Source organism: Luteibacter sp. TLI7-4A, assembly GCF_056754745.1.
In genome coordinates this window covers 1,314,518-1,332,499 of sequence record NZ_JBPGWO010000001.1, presented here as the reverse complement: position 1 = coordinate 1,332,499, position 17,982 = coordinate 1,314,518, and the positions used below count along the sequence as shown (strand labels likewise).

At 62.0% G+C, this 17,982-nt stretch carries 14 protein-coding genes; 10 read left to right on the top strand and 4 right to left on the bottom strand.

Annotated features, from left to right (window positions below):
• Nucleotides 1-105 precede the first annotated feature (105 nt).
• A complete protein-coding gene (locus ACR9Y6_RS05860; protein WP_481280442.1) occupies nucleotides 106-513 on the top strand; it encodes a DUF3606 domain-containing protein in 408 nt (135 codons plus the stop codon).
• A gap of 31 nt (nucleotides 514-544) precedes the next feature.
• On the opposite strand, the gene ACR9Y6_RS05855 is transcribed toward ACR9Y6_RS05860, so the two are convergent.
• Nucleotides 545-1,477 carry an AraC family transcriptional regulator gene (locus ACR9Y6_RS05855; protein ID WP_481280441.1) on the bottom strand — a complete coding sequence of 311 codons (933 nt, stop codon included), beginning with the start codon at nucleotides 1,475-1,477 and terminating at the stop codon, nucleotides 545-547.
• Nucleotides 1,478-1,612: 135 nt separating this feature from the next.
• On the opposite strand from ACR9Y6_RS05855, the gene ACR9Y6_RS05850 reads away from it, so the two are divergent.
• The 4 genes from ACR9Y6_RS05850 to ACR9Y6_RS05835 all read left to right on the top strand — a co-directional run bounded on the left by ACR9Y6_RS05850 (nucleotide 1,613) and on the right by ACR9Y6_RS05835 (nucleotide 9,286).
• Nucleotides 1,613-2,443, top strand: a complete 831-nt coding sequence (locus tag ACR9Y6_RS05850; protein ID WP_481280440.1) for an oxidoreductase — start codon at nucleotides 1,613-1,615, stop codon at nucleotides 2,441-2,443.
• A gap of 200 nt (nucleotides 2,444-2,643) precedes the next feature.
• Nucleotides 2,644-5,655 carry a TonB-dependent receptor gene (locus ACR9Y6_RS05845; RefSeq protein ID WP_481280439.1) on the top strand — a complete coding sequence of 1,004 codons (3,012 nt, stop codon included), beginning with the start codon at nucleotides 2,644-2,646 and terminating at the stop codon, nucleotides 5,653-5,655.
• A 181-nt stretch (nucleotides 5,656-5,836) separates the two neighbouring features.
• Complete coding sequence (locus ACR9Y6_RS05840; RefSeq protein ID WP_481280438.1) at nucleotides 5,837-7,984, top strand: phosphocholine-specific phospholipase C; 2,148 nt, start codon at nucleotides 5,837-5,839, stop codon at nucleotides 7,982-7,984.
• A 99-nt stretch (nucleotides 7,985-8,083) separates the two neighbouring features.
• Entirely contained in the window at nucleotides 8,084-9,286 is a 1,203-nt protein-coding gene (locus ACR9Y6_RS05835; RefSeq protein WP_481280437.1) for an MFS transporter, read from the top strand.
• 37 nt (nucleotides 9,287-9,323) lie between these two features.
• Here ACR9Y6_RS05835 and ACR9Y6_RS05830 read toward each other — a convergent pair whose 3' ends face one another.
• Together ACR9Y6_RS05830 and ACR9Y6_RS05825 are read right to left on the bottom strand one after the other, a co-directional pair.
• Nucleotides 9,324-9,617, bottom strand: a complete 294-nt coding sequence (locus tag ACR9Y6_RS05830; protein ID WP_481280436.1) for a DUF1330 domain-containing protein — start codon at nucleotides 9,615-9,617, stop codon at nucleotides 9,324-9,326.
• Between the two features lie 62 nt (nucleotides 9,618-9,679).
• Nucleotides 9,680-10,414 (bottom strand): SDR family oxidoreductase, encoded by a 735-nt coding sequence (locus ACR9Y6_RS05825; protein ID WP_481280435.1) that lies wholly within the window; start codon nucleotides 10,412-10,414, stop codon nucleotides 9,680-9,682.
• A gap of 217 nt (nucleotides 10,415-10,631) precedes the next feature.
• Between ACR9Y6_RS05825 and ACR9Y6_RS05820 the strand changes: the two genes are divergently transcribed.
• On the top strand, nucleotides 10,632-11,516 hold the full coding sequence (locus ACR9Y6_RS05820) for an AraC family transcriptional regulator (protein WP_481280434.1): 885 nt from the start codon (nucleotides 10,632-10,634) through the stop codon (nucleotides 11,514-11,516).
• Between the two features lie 71 nt (nucleotides 11,517-11,587).
• On the opposite strand, the gene ACR9Y6_RS05815 is transcribed toward ACR9Y6_RS05820, so the two are convergent.
• Complete coding sequence (locus ACR9Y6_RS05815; RefSeq protein WP_481280433.1) at nucleotides 11,588-12,031, bottom strand: N-acetyltransferase family protein; 444 nt, start codon at nucleotides 12,029-12,031, stop codon at nucleotides 11,588-11,590.
• Nucleotides 12,032-12,696: 665 nt separating this feature from the next.
• Here ACR9Y6_RS05815 and ACR9Y6_RS05810 point away from each other — a divergent pair.
• The 4 genes from ACR9Y6_RS05810 to ACR9Y6_RS05795 all read left to right on the top strand — a co-directional run bounded on the left by ACR9Y6_RS05810 (nucleotide 12,697) and on the right by ACR9Y6_RS05795 (nucleotide 17,903).
• Entirely contained in the window at nucleotides 12,697-13,032 is a 336-nt protein-coding gene (locus tag ACR9Y6_RS05810; RefSeq protein WP_481280432.1) for a hypothetical protein, read from the top strand.
• Nucleotides 13,033-13,062: 30 nt separating this feature from the next.
• Nucleotides 13,063-14,094 (top strand): hypothetical protein, encoded by a 1,032-nt coding sequence (locus ACR9Y6_RS05805; protein WP_481280431.1) that lies wholly within the window; start codon nucleotides 13,063-13,065, stop codon nucleotides 14,092-14,094.
• A gap of 343 nt (nucleotides 14,095-14,437) precedes the next feature.
• A complete protein-coding gene (locus ACR9Y6_RS05800) occupies nucleotides 14,438-15,535 on the top strand; it encodes a lysozyme inhibitor LprI family protein (RefSeq protein ID WP_481280430.1) in 1,098 nt (365 codons plus the stop codon).
• A 10-nt stretch (nucleotides 15,536-15,545) separates the two neighbouring features.
• Nucleotides 15,546-17,903, top strand: a complete 2,358-nt coding sequence (locus ACR9Y6_RS05795; RefSeq protein ID WP_481280429.1) for a hypothetical protein — start codon at nucleotides 15,546-15,548, stop codon at nucleotides 17,901-17,903.
• The last annotated feature ends 79 nt before the right edge of the window (nucleotides 17,904-17,982 follow it).

Here is a 17,982-nt window from a genome sequence, read left to right as displayed (position 1 = left end):
AGGATCTCATCAAGGCATGTCTGCGGCATGTGTCCGGAAGGGGCTCAGGTCACATGCCCGTAACCTCCGGTGTGCCAAACATCCATGTTTGGAGAAATACCCGCCATGCGCGCATTGAATCACCCGTACGCGCCCCAGGATGCCACCCAGGTGGACGTGTCCTTTCCCGGGGACATCCGTTTCTGGACACGAAACCTGGGGGTTTCCGAAGATCGTTTGCGCGCGGCGGTCATGCAGGTCGGCATCCTGTCGAGCGACGTGCGTGCCGAACTCCGGCGAAAACGCCTGGCCAACGAGACACTTAAGACCCTGCGGGTATTCGTCTTCTACCCGTCGATCAATCATCGCGACTGGTGGGTCCTGTTGCCTGGGGCGGTTCAGCAGACGTTTGCGTCGGAGGGGGCGGCGGTGCAATTCGCGCTCGAACGAGCACGGGATCTCCGCGGATCCGGCCGCGCCGTCGAAGTTCTCCAGGAAAAGATCACGGGAACCTGGATGCGGGTCGTCGGTTGAAGTGATGCACTGGTTCGTACAACCGGGGGCTTCAATGCGACGACACGTACGTTGATGGCACCCGTGCCGCTGGCATCGCGAAGCTCCGCTTCATCCGCTCCACTTCCTCGACGGGCGGCCTTCCGAACAGCCGCTTGAACTCGCGGCTGAACTGCGAGGCGCTTTCATAGCCCACGGCGGTGGCCGCCGCGGCCGCCGTGGCGTGCTCGCGAAGCATCAACAGGCGTGCCTGGTGCAAACGCGTGGACTGCACGTAGCGCATGGGCGATGTGCCGGTCATGGCGCGGAAGTGCGCGTGGAACGTGGGTGCGCTCATCGCCGCTTCGCTGGCGAGTTCATCGACGGCGAGCGCCTCGGCATAGCGGCGGTGAATGGTGCGGATGGCGCGGGCCACCATGCCGAACTTGCCCTGCTGGGCGAGCGCGGCACGTAGCGATCCGCCTTGCGCACCGGAGAGGATGCGGTAGTAGATCTCGCGCAGGAGCGCCGATCCGAGCACGGAGTCGTCGGGGGGATGCGCCAACGCTTCGAGAAGGCGCAGGACGGACACCGCGAGGGACTCTTCCATGGGCGAGGAATACAGGCCCTTCGGCGCGGCCGACGATGCACCATGCCATTCGTCGAGCCGCATGCAGACCTCGGCGGCCATGGCGTGGTCCAGGCGGAAGTAGATCGCGAGCAATGGTTCGTCGGCCGAGGCATCCGTCTCCATCGTGAAGGGCACGGGCACCGATACGACGAGATAGTGCTGGTCGTCGTAGACGAAAACCTCGTCTCCCAGGAAACCGCGCTTGCGTCCCTGCACGACGACCACGATGCCCGGTTCGTAGAGCACGGGGGTACGGCTCAATGGCCGGTCGGAACGCAGGAGGCGCACGTCGGGCAGCGTGGTCAGCGTGTAGCCCTCGTCCGGAGCCAGGTCGCGGAGCAGGGCGATCATGCGGTGGCGTAGCGGCGTATCCATGCCTTCACTCTCCGGCTTGGCGGGCCTCGCCGCAAGTGTTGCTCATAGGATCAGGCAATGACCCCATACGCCATGACATGGGAGACAGCGCATCGGATGCCTACCATGGGTCCGGTTCCTGACCTGGAGATCATCATGACAAGCAAGACCTTCTTCATCACCGGCGTCAGCAGCGGCTTCGGCCTGGCCCTTGCCCGCGAAGCGCTGGCCGCCGGCCATGCGGTGATCGGTACCGTTCGCAACGAGGACGCGCGCCGCGCCTTCGAAGCCCAGGACGATGGCCGTGCCCATGCCGTCCTCCTGGACGTGACCGATATCGATGCGATACCCGGCGTCGTGGCCGACGCGGAAGCGCGCTTCGGCCCGGTCGGTGTACTCGTGAACAATGCGGGCTACGGTCATGAAGGCATCTTCGAGGAATCGCCACTCCCCGAGATGCGCCGCCAGTTCGAGGTGAACGTATTCGGTGCCGTAGCGGTCACCCACGCTTTCGTACCGCGTTTCCGCGAGCGCCGCGGGGGACACATCGTCAACATCACCTCCATGGGCGGTTTCATCACCATGCCGGGCATCGCGTACTACTGCGGAAGCAAGTTCGCCCTCGAAGGGATAAGCGAAGTGCTGGGCAAGGAACTGCGTCCCTTCGGCGTGCATGTGACCGCGGTGGCGCCGGGTAGCTTCAGGACGGACTGGGCCGGTCGCTCCATGCAACGTTCGCCGCGCCGCATTCCGGACTACGACGCGCTGTTCGATCCGATCCGCCAGGCCCGCCAGGAAAAGAGCGGCCGGCAACTCGGCGACCCCGCCAAGGCGGCAAAGGCCATCCTGGCATTGACCCGCCTGCCAGAGCCTCCCGCGCACCTCTTGCTCGGCAGCGATGCGCTGTCCCTCGTACGCGAAAAACTGGCCGCCATGACAGCGGACATCGATCGGTGGGAGAGCCTGACGCGGTCAACGGACGGGTGACCTAGAAGCCGGAAAATCCGGTTTTCGCGCAAGAACTTACGAGATTTACGTAACTCGCATGTAACCGTTGTGTAAACGTTTACTCGATGCTAGAAGTTGGGACGTCGGCCCCTCCCGGGCCGGGCGTTCCCATCCACTCGCATTCCCGGTCCATGGGAGGTTCCCGTGTGCCTGGCCGTGCCGCATCTCGAGTCTTTCTCATGTCGACACTGCATTCTTCCCGGCGTCTTCCTCTTCGTGCGCTGTGCGTAGCCCTGGCGGTAGCGTGTGCCCCGGCGGCTTTCGCACAATCGACCACCGGCAGCCTGTTCGGCGAGGTGCCGGTGGCCACCGGAACGACGGTCCGGGTGGAGAACCAGAGTGGCGTCAGCCGCGACCTTCCCGTGGATGCCAGCGGCCACTATCGGTCGCCCGCGCTACCCATCGGTGATTACACGGTGACGTTGTTGCAGAATGGCTCGGTGGTCGAGACGCGGCGGAACGTCGCCGTTCGCGTCGGCAACGCGAGCGAGGTCTCGTTTTCCACCGCCACGCCGCAGGCCACGAAGCTGGATGGCGTCCAGGTGTCGGCCAACACCACGCCCCCGATCGACGTGGCCAGTGTCGATTCACGCACGGTGATCGATGCGCAGCAGTTGGCCAAGTTGCCGCTGGGCCGCACCGCCGAGCAGATCGCCCAGCTCGCTCCCGGCGTGGTGCCGAACAACGGCGGCTTCACCAGCGACACCGGCAAGTCGCTGGTGAGTTTCGGTGGCTCGTCCGCGAACGCCAACGCCTATTACATCAACGGCTTCAACACGACCGATCCCTTGCAGGCATTGGGCGGCATCACGTTGCCGTACGGCGCGATCGACCAGGAAGAGGTCTACACCGGTGGATACAGTGCACAGTACGGCCGCTCCGACGGCGGCGTGATCAACGCGGTGGGCAAGCGCGGCACCAATACCTGGCACTACGGCGTGCAGTTCCTGTGGGAGCCGCAGTTCGCCCGTGCCAAGGGTGCCAACGACTACTACGCCAGCGGCGTGCCGCAGTCCGCCAAGGCCGGCAACCTGTATGCCTACAACCGCGGCAATCGCGACACGGGAAGCACGGCATCGGTGTATGCGGGCGGCCCGCTGATCAAGGACAAGCTGTACGTCTTCGTCGCGGCGGAGGTCGAGCGTCACGATACGCAGACGATCGCCAACGAAGAGGCCAGCAACTCGTTCGAGAAATCGCGCAGCACCATGCCGCGCTGGTATACCAAGCTCGACTGGAACATCACCGACAGCAATATCCTCGAGCTGACCGGCGCCTCCGACAAGACCGAGACCAATGGCACGTACTACGACTACGACTATGTCGCGAAGCAGCGTGGCGGCTTCGTCAACGACGCCGACCGGCAGAAGAACGGCGGCGACCTGTGGAGCGGCAAGTTCACCAGCTACATCACCGACGCGCTGACGCTCACCGCCGAGTACGGCAAGATGCATACGCGGTCCTACCAGGCGCCGGCGAATTACGACGGCAGCCTTACGTACATCGACGGTGACGTGAACCAGAACCCCGCGCTGAACGGTGGCGTGCCCATCGGCAACGCGCAGACCACCGACGGCCTGAGCGACCCCAACCGAGGCAACTTCACCACCAACACACGGCTGGATCTCGCCTACGCCATCGGTTCGCACACGATCAGCGTGGGCATCGACAACCTGACGGCCAAGGCCTCCGACCAGGGCAGCGAGTCCTCGGGACCGGGTTATACGTGGTCGTATAGCCAGTCGTTGCCGGACGTGCCCATCAATTCCGACCTCGGCGTGGGTGCCACGGGCGACTTTCCGAATGGCGCGGAAGGCTATTTCGTCCAGAAGAACACCTATAGCCAGATCGCCACCGTCCGTTCGACGCAGCGTGCGCAATACATCGAAGACAAGTGGCAGGTGAACGATCGCCTGCTGTTGCAGCTGGGCCTGCGCAACGACCAGTTCACCAACTACGACTCGGCCAGCCAGGCCTATATCACGCAGACCAAGCCGCAATGGGCGCCTCGCCTGGGCTTCAGCTGGGACGTGCTCGGCGACGCCAGCTTCAAGGTCTATGGCAACGCCGGCCGTTATTACCTCGGCCTGCCGCTGAATCCGGCGCTCAACTCGGCCGCGGCGACGACCAACACCGTCCAGTACTACACGTACAGCGGCATCGCCAGCGACGGCACGCCCACCGGCCTGACCGCGATGTCCGGTCCCGTGTCGGGCCTGAACCTCTACGGCCAGCAGCCCGACCCGAAGATGACCACGGCCAAGGGGCTCACGGCCGAGAAGCAGGACGAGTACATCCTCGGCTTCACGAAAACGGCGGGTCCGTCGTGGGTCTATGGCGCGAAGCTGATGTACCGCAGCCTGCGCAACGCCATCGACGATTACTGCGACCGCGACGCGGTGCTGGCCAAGGCCGCTTCGCTCGGCTACGACGCCTCCACCAGCAACAGCTGCTTCCTGATCAATCCCGGCCGCGCGAACACCTTCACGCTGGTGGACGCGAGCGGGAACTACGTGGAAGTACCGATGAGCAATGCGGATCTCGGCTTCCCGAAGCTCAAGCGACAGTACTACAGCCTGGAAACGCTGCTAGAGCATCCGTTCGACGGTCGCTGGTACGCCAAGTTCGACTATGTGTTCTCGCGGAGCTACGGCAATACCGAGGGTCAGCTACGTTCGGATGTGAGCCAGGCGAACGCATCCACCAGCTACGATTGGGACGGCGCGTCGATCATGCAGTTCGCCAACGGGCCGCAGAACAACGATCACACGCACCAGATCAAGCTCTACGGTTATTACCAGATCGATCCGGAGTGGCTGGTGTCGGCGAACCTGGCGATCATCTCCGGCAGCCCGAAGCATTGCCTGGGCTTCTACGGTGCCGAGGGGACCGATCCGCTGTCGTACGGAAGCCTCTACCACTTCTGCAACGGCGAGCCGTCGGCACCGGGCAAGCAGGGCAGGCTACCGTGGACGCGGCAACTGGACATCGGCGCGACGTACAGTCCGGCCTTCGCCGATCACAAGCTCAGCTTCAGCGCGAACATCTTCAACCTGACCAACGAGCAGCGCCCCTTGCAGCTTTCGCCGTACAGCGAGCTCAGCCCGCAGTTGATCAATCCGCTGTATCGCACGGTGACGATCCGCCAGCAGCCGCGTTATGCGCGGTTGTCGGTCAGTTACGACTTCTGACCAGCGATCAGGCCTGCACGGTTTGCGACGGCGTCCGCAGATTCGACGTCATGTGTCTTCGCGGAAGGTTCCTGGCACGAACCTGTCATATTCCGCCGCGACACTCGTCCGCCCAGGGGCAACGCAATAGTGGAGGGCGGGGAATGCAAGGCATGTCCCCGCTTCCGCGCAAAGGGCAAACATGACGTCTCAGGATCGGCGGCACTTCCTCAAGCTTTCACTTGGCGCGGCCGGCGCCGCTTTCACCGCGGGGGTGCTACCGCCGTCGATCGCGAAGGCGCTGGCGATACCGGCATCGCGGCGCACGGGTACGCTCGCCGATGTCGAGCACGTGGTGATCCTCATGCAGGAAAACCGCTCGTTCGACCATTATTTCGGTTCGCTTCGCGGCGTGCGCGGCTTCGGTGACCCGCGGCCCTTCATGCTGGCGAGCGGGAGGTCGGTCTGGCAGCAGCCTTATGCGGCGTCGACCGATGACTATCTGCTGCCGTTCCGTCCCGTCGCTGAGGATCTCGGCCTGCAGTTTCTCGAAGACCTGCCGCACGGCTGGAACGACACGCACGCCGCAGCCAATGGCGGGCGCTACGACGGCTGGGTGCAGGCCAAGGGCACGACCACGATGGCGTACCTGACGCGGGAAGACATTCCGTTCCACTATGCGCTGGCCGACGCGTTCACCATCTGCGATGCGTATCACTGCAGCATGTTGTCTTCCACGGACCCGAACCGCTACTACATGTGGAGCGGTTACGTGGGCAATGACGGCAAGGGCGACGGCCCGGTGCTGGACAATGCGGAAAAGGGTTACGACTGGACCACGTATCCCGAGCGCCTGGAGCAGGCGGGCGTGTCCTGGAAGATCTACCAGGACATTGGCACGGGCCTGGATGCCGCCGGCGGTTGGGGGTGGACGTCGAATCCGTATATCGGTAACTACGGCGACAATTCGTTGCTGTACTTCGACAAGTACCGTAACGCCCAGCCGGGCGATGCGCTGTACGAGAAGGCGCGTACCGGTACCGAGATAGCCAAGGGCCAGTCGCCGTTCGCCATCCTGCGCGAAGACGTGCTCGCGGACCGCCTGCCGCAAGTCTCGTGGATCGCGGCACCGGAGGCGTATACCGAGCATCCGAGCTGGCCCGCCAACTATGGCGCCTGGTATCTCGACGGCGTGCTCGACGCGTTGACCGCGAATCCCGAGGTCTGGAGCAAGACCGCGCTTTTCATCACCTACGACGAGAACGACGGCTTCTTCGACCACGTGGTGCCGCCCTATGTGCCGGCCTCGCGAGAGCAGGGATTGTCGACCGTGACCACGGAGGGCGAGCTTTATCCCGGCGGTAACGGGTTCGTCGCCGGCGTGTATGGGCTAGGTGTTCGCGTGCCGATGCTGGTGGTTTCGCCCTGGAGCAAGGGCGGGTGGGTCTGCTCGGAAACCTACGACCACACCTCGATCATCCGCTTCCTGGAGCAACGTTTCGGCGTGCACGAGCCGAACATCTCCGCGTGGCGCCGTGCGGTATGCGGCGATCTCACTCGCGCCTTCGACTTCTCGCGGCACGATGCCGACGCACCGAGCCTGCCCGGCACGAGCGGTTACGAGCCGGACCAGAAAGCTCATCAGGAACTGCGTCCGACGCCGCCGTCCGACCAGCGCATGCCGCGACAGGAACCGGGACAGCGACCCGCCCGTGCCTTGCCATACGCGTTGGACGTACAGGGGAGGGTGGACGTCGCCGCAGGGCGCTACCGGCTGGAGTTCATCAACCAGGGAAGGAGCGGAGCCTTCTTCCATGTGTTCTCCCCGGCAAGGACCGATGGTCCGTGGGCGTACACGGTGGAGGCCGGCAAGTCGCTCGCCGACAGTTGGACCAGCCTGTACAGCGGCAATGCCTATGACCTCTCCGTCACGGGTCCGAATGGATTCCTCCGCCAGTTCGCGGGCAGCCAGCCTGCGGCGGGCGATCGTGGCCGTCATGCCCAGCCCGAGGTGCGTCTGGCGACAGGTGGACTCGACGGGCTTCTGCGCCTGGTCATCACCAACGAAGGCAACGCCACATGCGTCGTGACGGTCACGCCCAGCGACGACTACACCCATCAGCCGCCGCGTCGCCACCTCCTGCTACCCGGCGGCCGTGTCGAGAGCCTCTGGGAGATCGTATCGAGCGACCATTGGTTCGACTTCAGCGTGACCAGCGACCACGACCCGCGATTCCTGCGGCGTCTGGCGGGGCACAGGGAAACGGGGCGGGCGTCGCGGACGGACCCGGCGCTGGGTTCGGTGGCGAACGCGTCGACGACGGGATCGGACACGGTGCTACAGCCGTAACGCCCCTGGGGATCAAGGCGTTGATGAGAAAAATTGATAAGCCCTAGAAGGATTCACGGGCTAATCATCGAAGTGGCGTCAAGTCAGAATGGCGCCACCATGCATTCCTCTTCGATTACCGCATCTTCCCCGTTCGAGACGGACAGCCGTCCCGCTCATTGGAGCGGCGTGTTCGCCATGACGCTGTGCGTGTTCGCGCTGATCGCCTCGGAATTCATGCCGGTCAGCCTGTTGACGCCCATGGCGACGGATCTTCGGGTCAGCGAGGGACTGACCGGCTACGGGATCGCCATCTCCGGCGCATTCGCGGTACTGACGAGCCTGTCGATTTCCCGGCTTGCCGGCGCCATGAACCGCAAGAGCCTGCTGCTGGCACTGACCACGTTGATGGCCGTGTCCGGGGCGGTGGTCGCGCTCGCACCGAACTACCCGGTTTACATGTTCGGACGCGCCCTGATCGGCGTGGTGATCGGCGGCTTCTGGTCGATGTCGGCAGCCACGGCGATGCGCCTGGTGCCGGCCGAACATGTGCCGCGGGCCCTGGCCATCTTCAATGGCGGCAACGCGTTGGCGACGGTCGTCGCGGCGCCGCTGGGCAGTTACCTTGGCGCGGTGATCGGATGGCGGGGCGCGTTCCTTTGCCTGCTGCCGGTGGCCGCGATCGCACTGGGCTGGCAGTGGATCAGCCTGCCCAACATGTCCGCCGAACGCGTCGCACCCCACGTCAACGTGTTCGCCCTGTTCAAGCGCCGCGCGGTCGCGCTGGGCATGGCGGCCTGCGGCGTGTTCTTCATGGGCCAGTTCGCCTTGTTCACCTACGTGCGCCCGTTCCTGGAGACGGTCGCGCACGTCGATGCTCCGGCGCTGGCCTTGGTCCTGCTGGGAATAGGCGTGGCAGGCTTCGTCGGCACGGTGCTCATCGGTGCCTTCCTCAAGCGTGGGCTCTATCGCAGCCTGACCGCCATTCCCGTACTCATGGCGGTCATCGCACTCGCCCTGGTCTTCTTCGGTGCGAGACTGTGGCCGGTGGCTGCGCTGCTAGCCCTGTGGGGACTGTTCGCCACCGCGGCACCCGTCGGATGGTGGAGCTGGCTCGCGCAGACCTTCGCCGACGACGACGCGGAAGCAGGCGGTGGCTTGATGGTTGCCGTCGTCCAGTGTTCCATCGCGTGGGGTTCCACGGTGGGTGGCCTGCTGTTCGACAGCCACGGTTACCGGAGTACCTTCATGGCCAGCGCAGCCATGCTGCTGATGGCTGCGCTAATGGCTCACCTGACCGCAAGACGGCGTAGCTGCCACTAAATCGTTCCGCACCTCGGACGGTAGTCCGCACCCAGGATTAACTGTCCACGCCTTCGATCATGAAAATCCGATAGTCGGCGCCCTTGAAGCGGTGCTCGCGTGCTTCGCGATAGGCCGGGCTGTTGTACCAGGCCAGCGCATCCGCCTTCGACGGAAAGCTGAGAATGACCGCGCCTTCCACCTGGCTGCCTTCCAGTGTCTCGATGTCGCCGTAAAAGGCGAGGCGCGTTATCGGATGTCCTTGGCCTGCCGGACCGGCTTTCTCGCCATAGATCTTCAGTTCCGCCGGATCGGTCGTTCGCTCGCGGGTAAACACGACGTAGGTCGTCATGGGTTCGATTCCTGTACGTATGGGTCGAGATCGGGCCGCTCCCATGAGCGGCCCGTGATGGATTACCAGGGAAGCGTCTTGCCAAGATAGGTGAAGCTTCCTGTCGGGCCATCGGCACCGATCAGTGCCATGCCGACGCTGCTCTTCGCACCCGTCGGCACGTCGATCTCGCCCTGGCCGCCGTTCATGTCCGTCTGCACGTAGCCAGGATGGACGGCATTGACCTTGATCGGCGTGTCGCGCAGTTCGTAGGCGAGATGGACGGTCCACGAGTTGAGTGCGCTCTTGGACGCGTCATACGCGGGGACCTTGAAGTTGTAGATCGGCGAGGTCGGATCGACGTGCAGCGTCAGCGAGCCCAGCTGGCTCGACACATTGACGATGCGAGCCGCGGGCGCCGCCTTGAGTAGCGGGAGAAACGCCTTGGTCACTTCGACGACCGCGAAGAGGTTGGTATCGAACGTCTCACGCCATGCATCCAGGGTCTGTTCGGACGGCGCCTTGCCGAAGTCATCGACGACGATGCCGGCGTTGTTGACCAGGATGTCGAGCTTGCCGAACCGCGCCTTCACCTCGGCAACGGCCTTCTGGATGGTATCGGCGTTGGTAACGTCCAGCACGATCGGCTCGACCGGCAGGCCTTCGGCCTTGAGCTTGTCCGCGGCGGCCTGGGTGCGTGCCGGGTCGCGGCCGGCGAGCAGGGTGGTGACGCCGGCCTCGGCGAGCTGGCGGACGGTTTCCTGGCCGATGCCGCGGGTGGCGCCGGTGACGAGGGCAACTTTCTGCGTGGCGTTCATTTCATATCCTTGACGGGCGGGTTAGCGATAGCGCTGGGATCGACATGTGGATGGCATGGCGAATTTAAAGCCCCGTCGGTTCAGATATTCAATCCGGGGTAGCCGTCACTGGGGTGGGCTAGAGTGGGGCGATAGGAGGTCCGGCAAGACAGCAAGATCGGTCGAGCACGACCCGGACCTCTGCGGGAAACTGTTCCCCGGCACGCAGGAACGAGTGATGACGACGACGCTGGAAAACTACCATCTCAGGATGCAACGGGTGCTGGATTACATCGACGGACATCTGGACGACGATCTGGGCCTCGACACGCTGAGCGGCGTGGCCGCTTTCTCGAAGTTTCATTTCCACCGGCAATTCAAAGCCAGTTTCGGGCTCCCGGTGCATCGTTACGTGCAGCTTGCCCGGATGCGTCGTGCCTCGTTCCAGCTTGCTCATTCGGGCGCCCAGAGCGTCACGGATATCGCCATCGAAGCCGGATACGACGCACCGGACGCCTTCGCCCGCGCCTTTCGACAGCGGCTCGGGCAATCGCCTTCGTCATTCCGGAAATCCCCTGATTGGGCCCCGTGGCTTACCACCTTCGGTCCTCTCGACCACGCAAGGAACACACTCATGAAAATAACGTATGAACCCGGCGATGTAACGATTCGCGAGGTCCTTCCGACGCCGGTTGCGATCTTCGAGCATCGCGGCGACCGGGAGCGACTACCGGAGACCATCGAGCGGTTCATCGCCTGGCGCAAAGCGGCTGGTTTATCGCCCTCGACGAGCCCGACCTTCAACATCTTCCGTTCCGAGCGCATGCCCGCGAACCCAGCCGACTACAGCATGGACCTGTGCGTGGGGACCGATCGACTCATCGATGTGGACGACACGGACGTGAAGCCAGGTGTCATTCCCGGCGGACGTTGCGCAGTGCTGCGCGTCGTCCAGAATACGAACAACCTCGAACCCGCGGCGCTCTACCTTTATCGCGACTGGCTGCCGAACAGTGGCGAGGAAGCACGGGATTTTCCGATCTACTGCCAGCGTCATTTCTCGCTGCCTCCGCATGCGCCGGTACCCGAGATGGTCTGTGATCTTTACCTTCCGCTGAAATAGGTCGTCAATGCCTTCCAGGCACACGGGTTGCTGCGCCACATTGCGCGCCGTATCGAACGCATCCGGCGCTTCTACCGCTGTATAGGACACACATCGCAGGGGGATTCGAGCAGCAGGTAATCCTGAGCGCCATCGTTGCCTTCGCCTACCCGTGCGAACTGGTTAGCGTGGTAAAACGCGAGAGCCGTCGTATTGAGTCGCACACATTTGAGCTGATAGCGTGTGGTTGACCAGCCCGGCAAGGCCCGCAGGAGCGCCTGACCGATGCCGCGGCGGGCAAACTGCGGGTGGACGTGCAGGTGGTGGATGAAGTGGGTAGGTTCCCAAACGGAAATGAAACCCACGGGCCGGCCGCCTTCGAGCGCGACCAGCTGCCATTCACCAGCGGTCTGGTTGTCGAAGTCGCTTAGTGCCAACGACGAGGACAGTTCCCAGCTGAATGTCGCCGACCGAGACCGCAGAAAGAGCTCACGGAGGGCTGGCAAGTCTCCGGGGACGGCGGGGCGAATAATCATGACTTGGTCTGCTCTGCGTTTCGAATTGACGGCGTCACCCATCCGCTCGATGAGGGCGATGACATATATGACCAAGCGTACGCGACTGAAGAAATGCTTTCATCTACGCCATGTTCTCGGCTCCCCACGTGCACAGCGGGGCGGCCCTGATACTTGGCGCCTCAAGGCTGCCGGGTTTGCTTCTACCTCGCTGCTGCAAAATCAGTATTCGCAAGGGCAATCATGTCCCCCCGTCACGGAGGGCTGATAGCCTTCGCAACGGGGGTCTTGTTCTTCTCAAAGCTTGTTGACGTCCGGATCTCCACACTTGTCGCCATCATTGGCGATCGTCGGCAGATCGCCGAATTCGCCAATCTTCCGGTCACTTGCTGAGCAAGTCGGCGGATAGAGAATGCTGCAACAGGAGACAGGGGTGGAACCACATCAGGGCAGGGAAGAGGGGATGCCGGCACGGCGTCGGGAGTTCACTCCAAGCGGGGAGATCCCTATCCATATACCGTTCTCAGGGTGCGTTTCCGTCCAGTGGATACGAACACCGCGCACTTGGCCCAACATGAGTTTGTAGGGCATCCCCTACAACCAGACAGGACGCCGCCTACATACTCGGTCGATTCCCTTCCATGATGATCCCCGGGCCAATCTTGGCAAAAAATCTGGGGTCCGCCATGAAAAAAAATATCCGCCGAGCAGCCATATCCGCGTGTCTCGTCATTGCTGCTGCATTCGCTAGCGGCGCGAACGCCGTAACGGGATTCGATGCACCTGTCAGCGGTTGGCTTGTTCAGGACTACCCCGCACCTCAGGGTGTCGTCCTTTGGTACACGCCATCCACCTGTGGAAACGGCCAACTCATGTTCAACGCAAGCGAATCCCAGGATCGACAGAACCGACTTGTCGCCATGGTCCTCGCCGCGAAAGCCATGGGCGGGAAGATGCATATTGAATACGACGTGGTAAATGGCGGCTGCATGATCAGCAATTTCGGCGTCATTCCTTCGTAACGCATGCGTCGATCCCAAGGACTCAGCATTGTGAAAATCAATCGACTTGTCACGCTACTGGCAGGGCTGACGCTAAGCTTGGCCGCTACGGCGGGGACTGCGACTCAGAAATACTTCGGATACTTTGCTGGCGACACCGTGAATACGTTGACGTCACCGCCTTCCGATATCGGCTTCAACGAAATGAAGGGCCATAGCAACCTATATGCGATCATGGCGTGGCCGGGTGACACCTCGCCCTCGGGGAGGGCGGTAACGCAGTCGCAGGTGCTCGAAAAGCTTGCGGCGGCAAAAGCAGCTCATGTGCACGCGATCGTTCCGGCTTATCCATTTGTGTTCCAGGCCGTGAGGGCCAGCAATGGCGATATCAGCTGCTGGAACAACGATCCGGGAGCAGCGGCATCCTGGGCGTCGCTATCGCAGGCGATGGTTGATCAAGGCTATTTGATTCCGGGTGACCCAGTACACAGCACGGTCATTGCCGTGTATATCGTGGACGAACCGAACGGCCCAAGCACCTGCTTGAACGATGTGAATGGCCAGGCGAATCCGAGCTTCGTTAACGGTATGAATGCCGTTCGCCAGGACAGCCATACCGCCAGCCTACCCATTGCCTCGATTCTCTCGGGCGAAGGGTTTGACCGGTTCTTCGCTGGCATGAAGATGCTTGACTGGGTCGGATTCGATGAATACGGCGACGACGACGGCAAGTGGTCGCGAACCTTCGCCGCACTCAAGCAGTACGCGCCCGGCAAGAAGTATATTGTCGTCCCCGGCGCCATGCAGGGTTGCGACTTGGTTGACCTTGACCCGACCCAGAGGTTCTTTACCGCCATCGAGAACGATCCCGACGTGACGTGGCTCGCACCCTTTGCCTGGTTCTCGGGTCTTGGCGGAGACGCGAGCTGCAAAGGTGTTCGAGACATTCCCGCCACGCGTGCCGCCTATACGGCCGAGGGCCTGAAAATCCGTTCTCTGCAGTGCAATAGCTCCCCCGGTGACGCCGCATTCTGTAGTGGTTCGGCGAATGTGACATCCGCCATTAATCTGCTTCTCAACTAATTGATCAAGTATAGATGGGGAATCCTATGAACCGTTCTCGCTCGGCCGCAAGTTCGACGAAATCGACGGTATCTAAGATGGTTATGGGCTGCGGAGTACATGAGGGTGATCTAACTATCCAATAAAATGTCGAACGTCCGCTTTCGACTCAAGGCGGACATTTCGATGAAGGCGTCCGCGCATGCGATTTGGGCAGGTTATAGGGGTAGGGCAGTGCTGCTCAAGGCCCCAAGGCTGCCATTTATTTTGCCGATAGCCGTCATCCCTATTTGAAATCATTCGGAATAAGGGCATTCTTCGATCCATCTGTACGATGCCGCGCTCCAAATCCACAGGGGAAGTGATGAACGACGTGAAGCGCTGGGTAAGACGCTGTTCTCTCGCCGCGATGATATTTATCGCTTCAAGTTATAGTGGCTATACGTTGGGAACCAATTGCACAGCGGCCACCTCCAACATCGACAAAGCCGTTTGTTCGGAATTGCCGAGCCAGGACGCCAAACTCAACGAAGATTACGGTGAAGCCATGAATCGGCTTTCGCCTGAAGGCCAATCCGCGCTACGCGCCGACCAGCGGGCCTGGTTGCGCTACAGGGCGACGGCCTGCGGTTTTGCTGATGAGGACTACTCTCCAGGGAATGTGCGGTGCCTGAGCGCACTGATCCGTAGGCGTGACGATCGGTTGTTATGGCTGGTTGCACATCAAGACAAACCCTCTCTTTTTACGTATTTCGTCAGAAGTTCCTACGAGACCACCCCGGATCCAGCGGGTGGCTTGCCGTTCTGGTCGGAATCGTCGATTCCGCAGATCGATTCCAAATCGCTTTCGCCAAACCTTGCCTGGTCGGACGTGCAGGCCTGGAATGCCCTGCTTGCAAAGCTCATCGGTGGCCCGGCAAAGGCTTCCGTTTGTCAGGGCGGAAAGGGGGACATTTATCGGGAGCCACATGTCTCCGTCGCCAGTATCTTGCTGATAACGGTGTCGGAGGACCGCGATGACACCTGCCGTGGCCTCAGGCCGAACCTGGTCATCTCGTACGGGCAGGGGCCTTTCAATGATTTGCCGCAGGATCACTTCATGTCCGAGACTCAGTACAACGTCGTGATGATGCGCGGCGATGTGCATCTGCTGCGGGCCTCGGATCTGTTTTCTGCAGGGGACGACTGGAAGCGGTTGTTGACCGAACGCGTCGAGCAGGAGGTGCTAAAACAGGCGCTGAGTCACCGTGAAAATTGGCATCCATCGCCGAATGCGATCGAGCGTGTCGCGACGGACCCTTCCAACTGGCTCCCCGGCAACCCGTTTTCCATTCGGGTAAACCAGTCGGCCTTGTCCGCGGACGAAATAATCGGCGGATTTACGGTCCGGATTCCATGGAGCGACCTGCAAAGCGTTTTGAGTTTCAAGGGCAAGCGGATATTGACCGCGCCAAATTGGTAAGGGGGAGGTCTTGAGCCATGATTTCGCTTTGAACCGACGCGGCGGCTGGCGTCGCCGCGTGGCGGCTTTTGCGCTGGCCATCGGTTGCGCGGGAGGCGCCGCGGCCGCGGACGATCCGTCCCTTCCGGACGGTTTTCTTGCGTATCGGCCATACAATGGATTTGTCTTCGAAGCTGTGCATTTGCTTCCCGCGCGGGATGATCATCTGCACGTCGTTGAAGTCGACGACTACGCGTTGTCACGTGGCATGGACGCGATCCGGCTCTCCGCGGCGGGATCCTTCGACGACGAAATGAAGCAAAACAAACAGCGTGACGAAGGCCGGGAACAGCAGGTCAAGCTCATCGCGGTACCCGATCAGTACGCCGCTGAATTCAAGGCGATGCAGTCGGCGCCCAGCGGAGATGCCGCCTATGCCCTCGGCACGGACCTGCCCGATGCGATTCGGCTCTACGCGGCCGCCGCCGTGGATTTTCATGCCGCGCATCCTGCCGTGATCGAGCGGAAGCCCGATGCGAGCTGGCCCAAGCCACCAACGGCCGGGCCGATGGATAGGGAACAGCGCGCGGCGCTTGAGAGGGCCATTCCCCGTTTCCAGGCGGTAGTCGAACTGCCGGATGCGTCAAAGGCGCCGCGCGGCGTGACTGCTGCGTACATGCTCGGTCGCAGCTATGCATTGCGCATGAATCCTGGCGATGCCGCACTCGCCGAAAAGGCATTCGTGCTTACGCGTACGCTGGCGCGAGCCGGCGTGCCTGATCCAGATGGTCTGGCTGTGGCAAGTTTCGGCGATCAGGCCCGCTTGCGGCGCGCGGCCGGCGACCTGAGTTCGACCATAGGCTTGTATGCGGAGCAGGCGACGCGTGGTTCGGTCGAAGGCGTGGAGTCGCTCAAGTGGGTGGCTCAGGCGCTCTACCAGGATCCAGATGGCATGGCGAAAGTGGAGAACATTCCGCTAGGGCAACGCCTGTTGATCGCCTATGCCCTTGAATACAATGATGACGGTCGCGTGCGTGAATACGTCTACGTGCCTGGTGGCCACCTCTATGGCAACATGGACAACGGCACGATGGATCTTATCGTGCGCACGGCAAAGCAATGGCCCAAAGATAGAATAGCGTGGCCGGACCGCCTTGCCGCGCTGGCCTATCGCACGGGTGACATGGATTTCGTACACGCGCTTGTCGATGGGCAGGACACTGCGCTCGCCTGGTGGCTTAAAGCCAAGATGCTGGTCGCCGATGGCAGGCTGGCGGAGGCCGAGGCTGCATACAGGAAGGTGCTGGCAAAGTCCCCGGCCACGCCCGATCCCGATGGCCTATCGCCCTTCAACGAATCTGCGGCGTGTGCGGAAATGACGCAGCTTGAGCGGGTGCGGGGCGAGTTTATCCCCGCCTTGCGTGACCTCGTTGCCTGCAACAGAACGTACCGGGTGGAGCAGTCCTACGATCTAACCTTCTATCTTGGGGAGCGCGTGCTGACCACGGCGGAACTGCAAAGCGTCGTGGCGACGCTACCACCAGATCATTCGAGCTCCACCGGCCCGATCACGGATTTCCAAAGTGCCGAATTACGCTCCGTACTCGCCAAGCGGCTAGTGAGGGAAGGGCGCTATCAAGATGCTCTAGCCTATGCGGATGCGGCGATGGTCACCCCCATCAATAAGTATGACGCATCCTTCGACACGGGCCTGAGCAAAAACCTCAAGACCCAGCACGATTTGATTCAGGCCTATGCAACTGCCCACGAGCAGACGCAAAACGGCGGCTCTGACGTGGCAAAGGCTGCCGCGTGGTACCAGCTTGCGTTGCTGACGCGCGTCGAGCACGGCGAAATCCTTGATCATGATTCCGCGCTCTATAAAGACAAGGCAACACCCGACTTCCCTGGCGTGTCATCCAGCGAACTGGCACGCCTGAAGGCGAATTACACGGTACCCGATCAGGACAACCTGCGCTGGTACATCGCTTACGACGATGCCTTGAAAGCCGCGCAGCTCGTACCGTCCCATTCGCAGGCCTATGCCGCCATTTTGTGCCACGCGGCGCACTGGATGAACGAGGCGCCACCCCAAGCGATCGACGGCCGCGATCCCATCGCCAATCTTCGGCAGGCGTGGCAGCTTTATGTCAAGCATGGCGCTTACGTGCAGTGGGCAGGTGACTTCGGCCATCAGTGTCCCGATCCGAATTTCGATGCCGCCGCGCGGCCGCTTTGGTGGCAATGGTTCACCAAGCGGATGGGGCGACTCCATGTGCATCCGCTCACTTTGATTGCAGCGGGATCAGCGTTGCTGGTACTCATGCTGGTGCTCGCTGGTTGGCTGATCCTAAGAAAACGCAGAGGTGCTCCAACCCCCAGCCAATAATGGGGTATCGAGGTAGGACGCCCCCTCGATGGGATGCTCATCACTTCGCATAATGTATATTATGTAAAATTGTGGAAGA

Excerpts from the sequence above, each read along its gene's own strand:
- ACR9Y6_RS05860 (WP_481280442.1), top strand. The coding sequence starts at position 106 with ATGCGCGCATTGAATCACCCGTACGCGCCCCAGGATGCCACCCAGGTG.
- ACR9Y6_RS05855 (WP_481280441.1), bottom strand. The coding sequence starts at position 1,477 with ATGGATACGCCGCTACGCCACCGCATGATCGCCCTGCTCCGCGACCTG.
- ACR9Y6_RS05850 (WP_481280440.1), top strand. The coding sequence starts at position 1,613 with ATGACAAGCAAGACCTTCTTCATCACCGGCGTCAGCAGCGGCTTCGGC.
- ACR9Y6_RS05845 (WP_481280439.1), top strand. The coding sequence starts at position 2,644 with ATGTCGACACTGCATTCTTCCCGGCGTCTTCCTCTTCGTGCGCTGTGC.
- ACR9Y6_RS05840 (WP_481280438.1), top strand. The coding sequence starts at position 5,837 with ATGACGTCTCAGGATCGGCGGCACTTCCTCAAGCTTTCACTTGGCGCG.
- ACR9Y6_RS05835 (WP_481280437.1), top strand. The coding sequence starts at position 8,084 with ATGCATTCCTCTTCGATTACCGCATCTTCCCCGTTCGAGACGGACAGC.
- ACR9Y6_RS05830 (WP_481280436.1), bottom strand. The coding sequence starts at position 9,617 with ATGACGACCTACGTCGTGTTTACCCGCGAGCGAACGACCGATCCGGCG.
- ACR9Y6_RS05825 (WP_481280435.1), bottom strand. The coding sequence starts at position 10,414 with ATGAACGCCACGCAGAAAGTTGCCCTCGTCACCGGCGCCACCCGCGGC.
- ACR9Y6_RS05820 (WP_481280434.1), top strand. The coding sequence starts at position 10,632 with ATGACGACGACGCTGGAAAACTACCATCTCAGGATGCAACGGGTGCTG.
- ACR9Y6_RS05815 (WP_481280433.1), bottom strand. The coding sequence starts at position 12,031 with ATGATTATTCGCCCCGCCGTCCCCGGAGACTTGCCAGCCCTCCGTGAG.
- ACR9Y6_RS05810 (WP_481280432.1), top strand. The coding sequence starts at position 12,697 with ATGAAAAAAAATATCCGCCGAGCAGCCATATCCGCGTGTCTCGTCATT.
- ACR9Y6_RS05800 (WP_481280430.1), top strand. The coding sequence starts at position 14,438 with ATGAACGACGTGAAGCGCTGGGTAAGACGCTGTTCTCTCGCCGCGATG.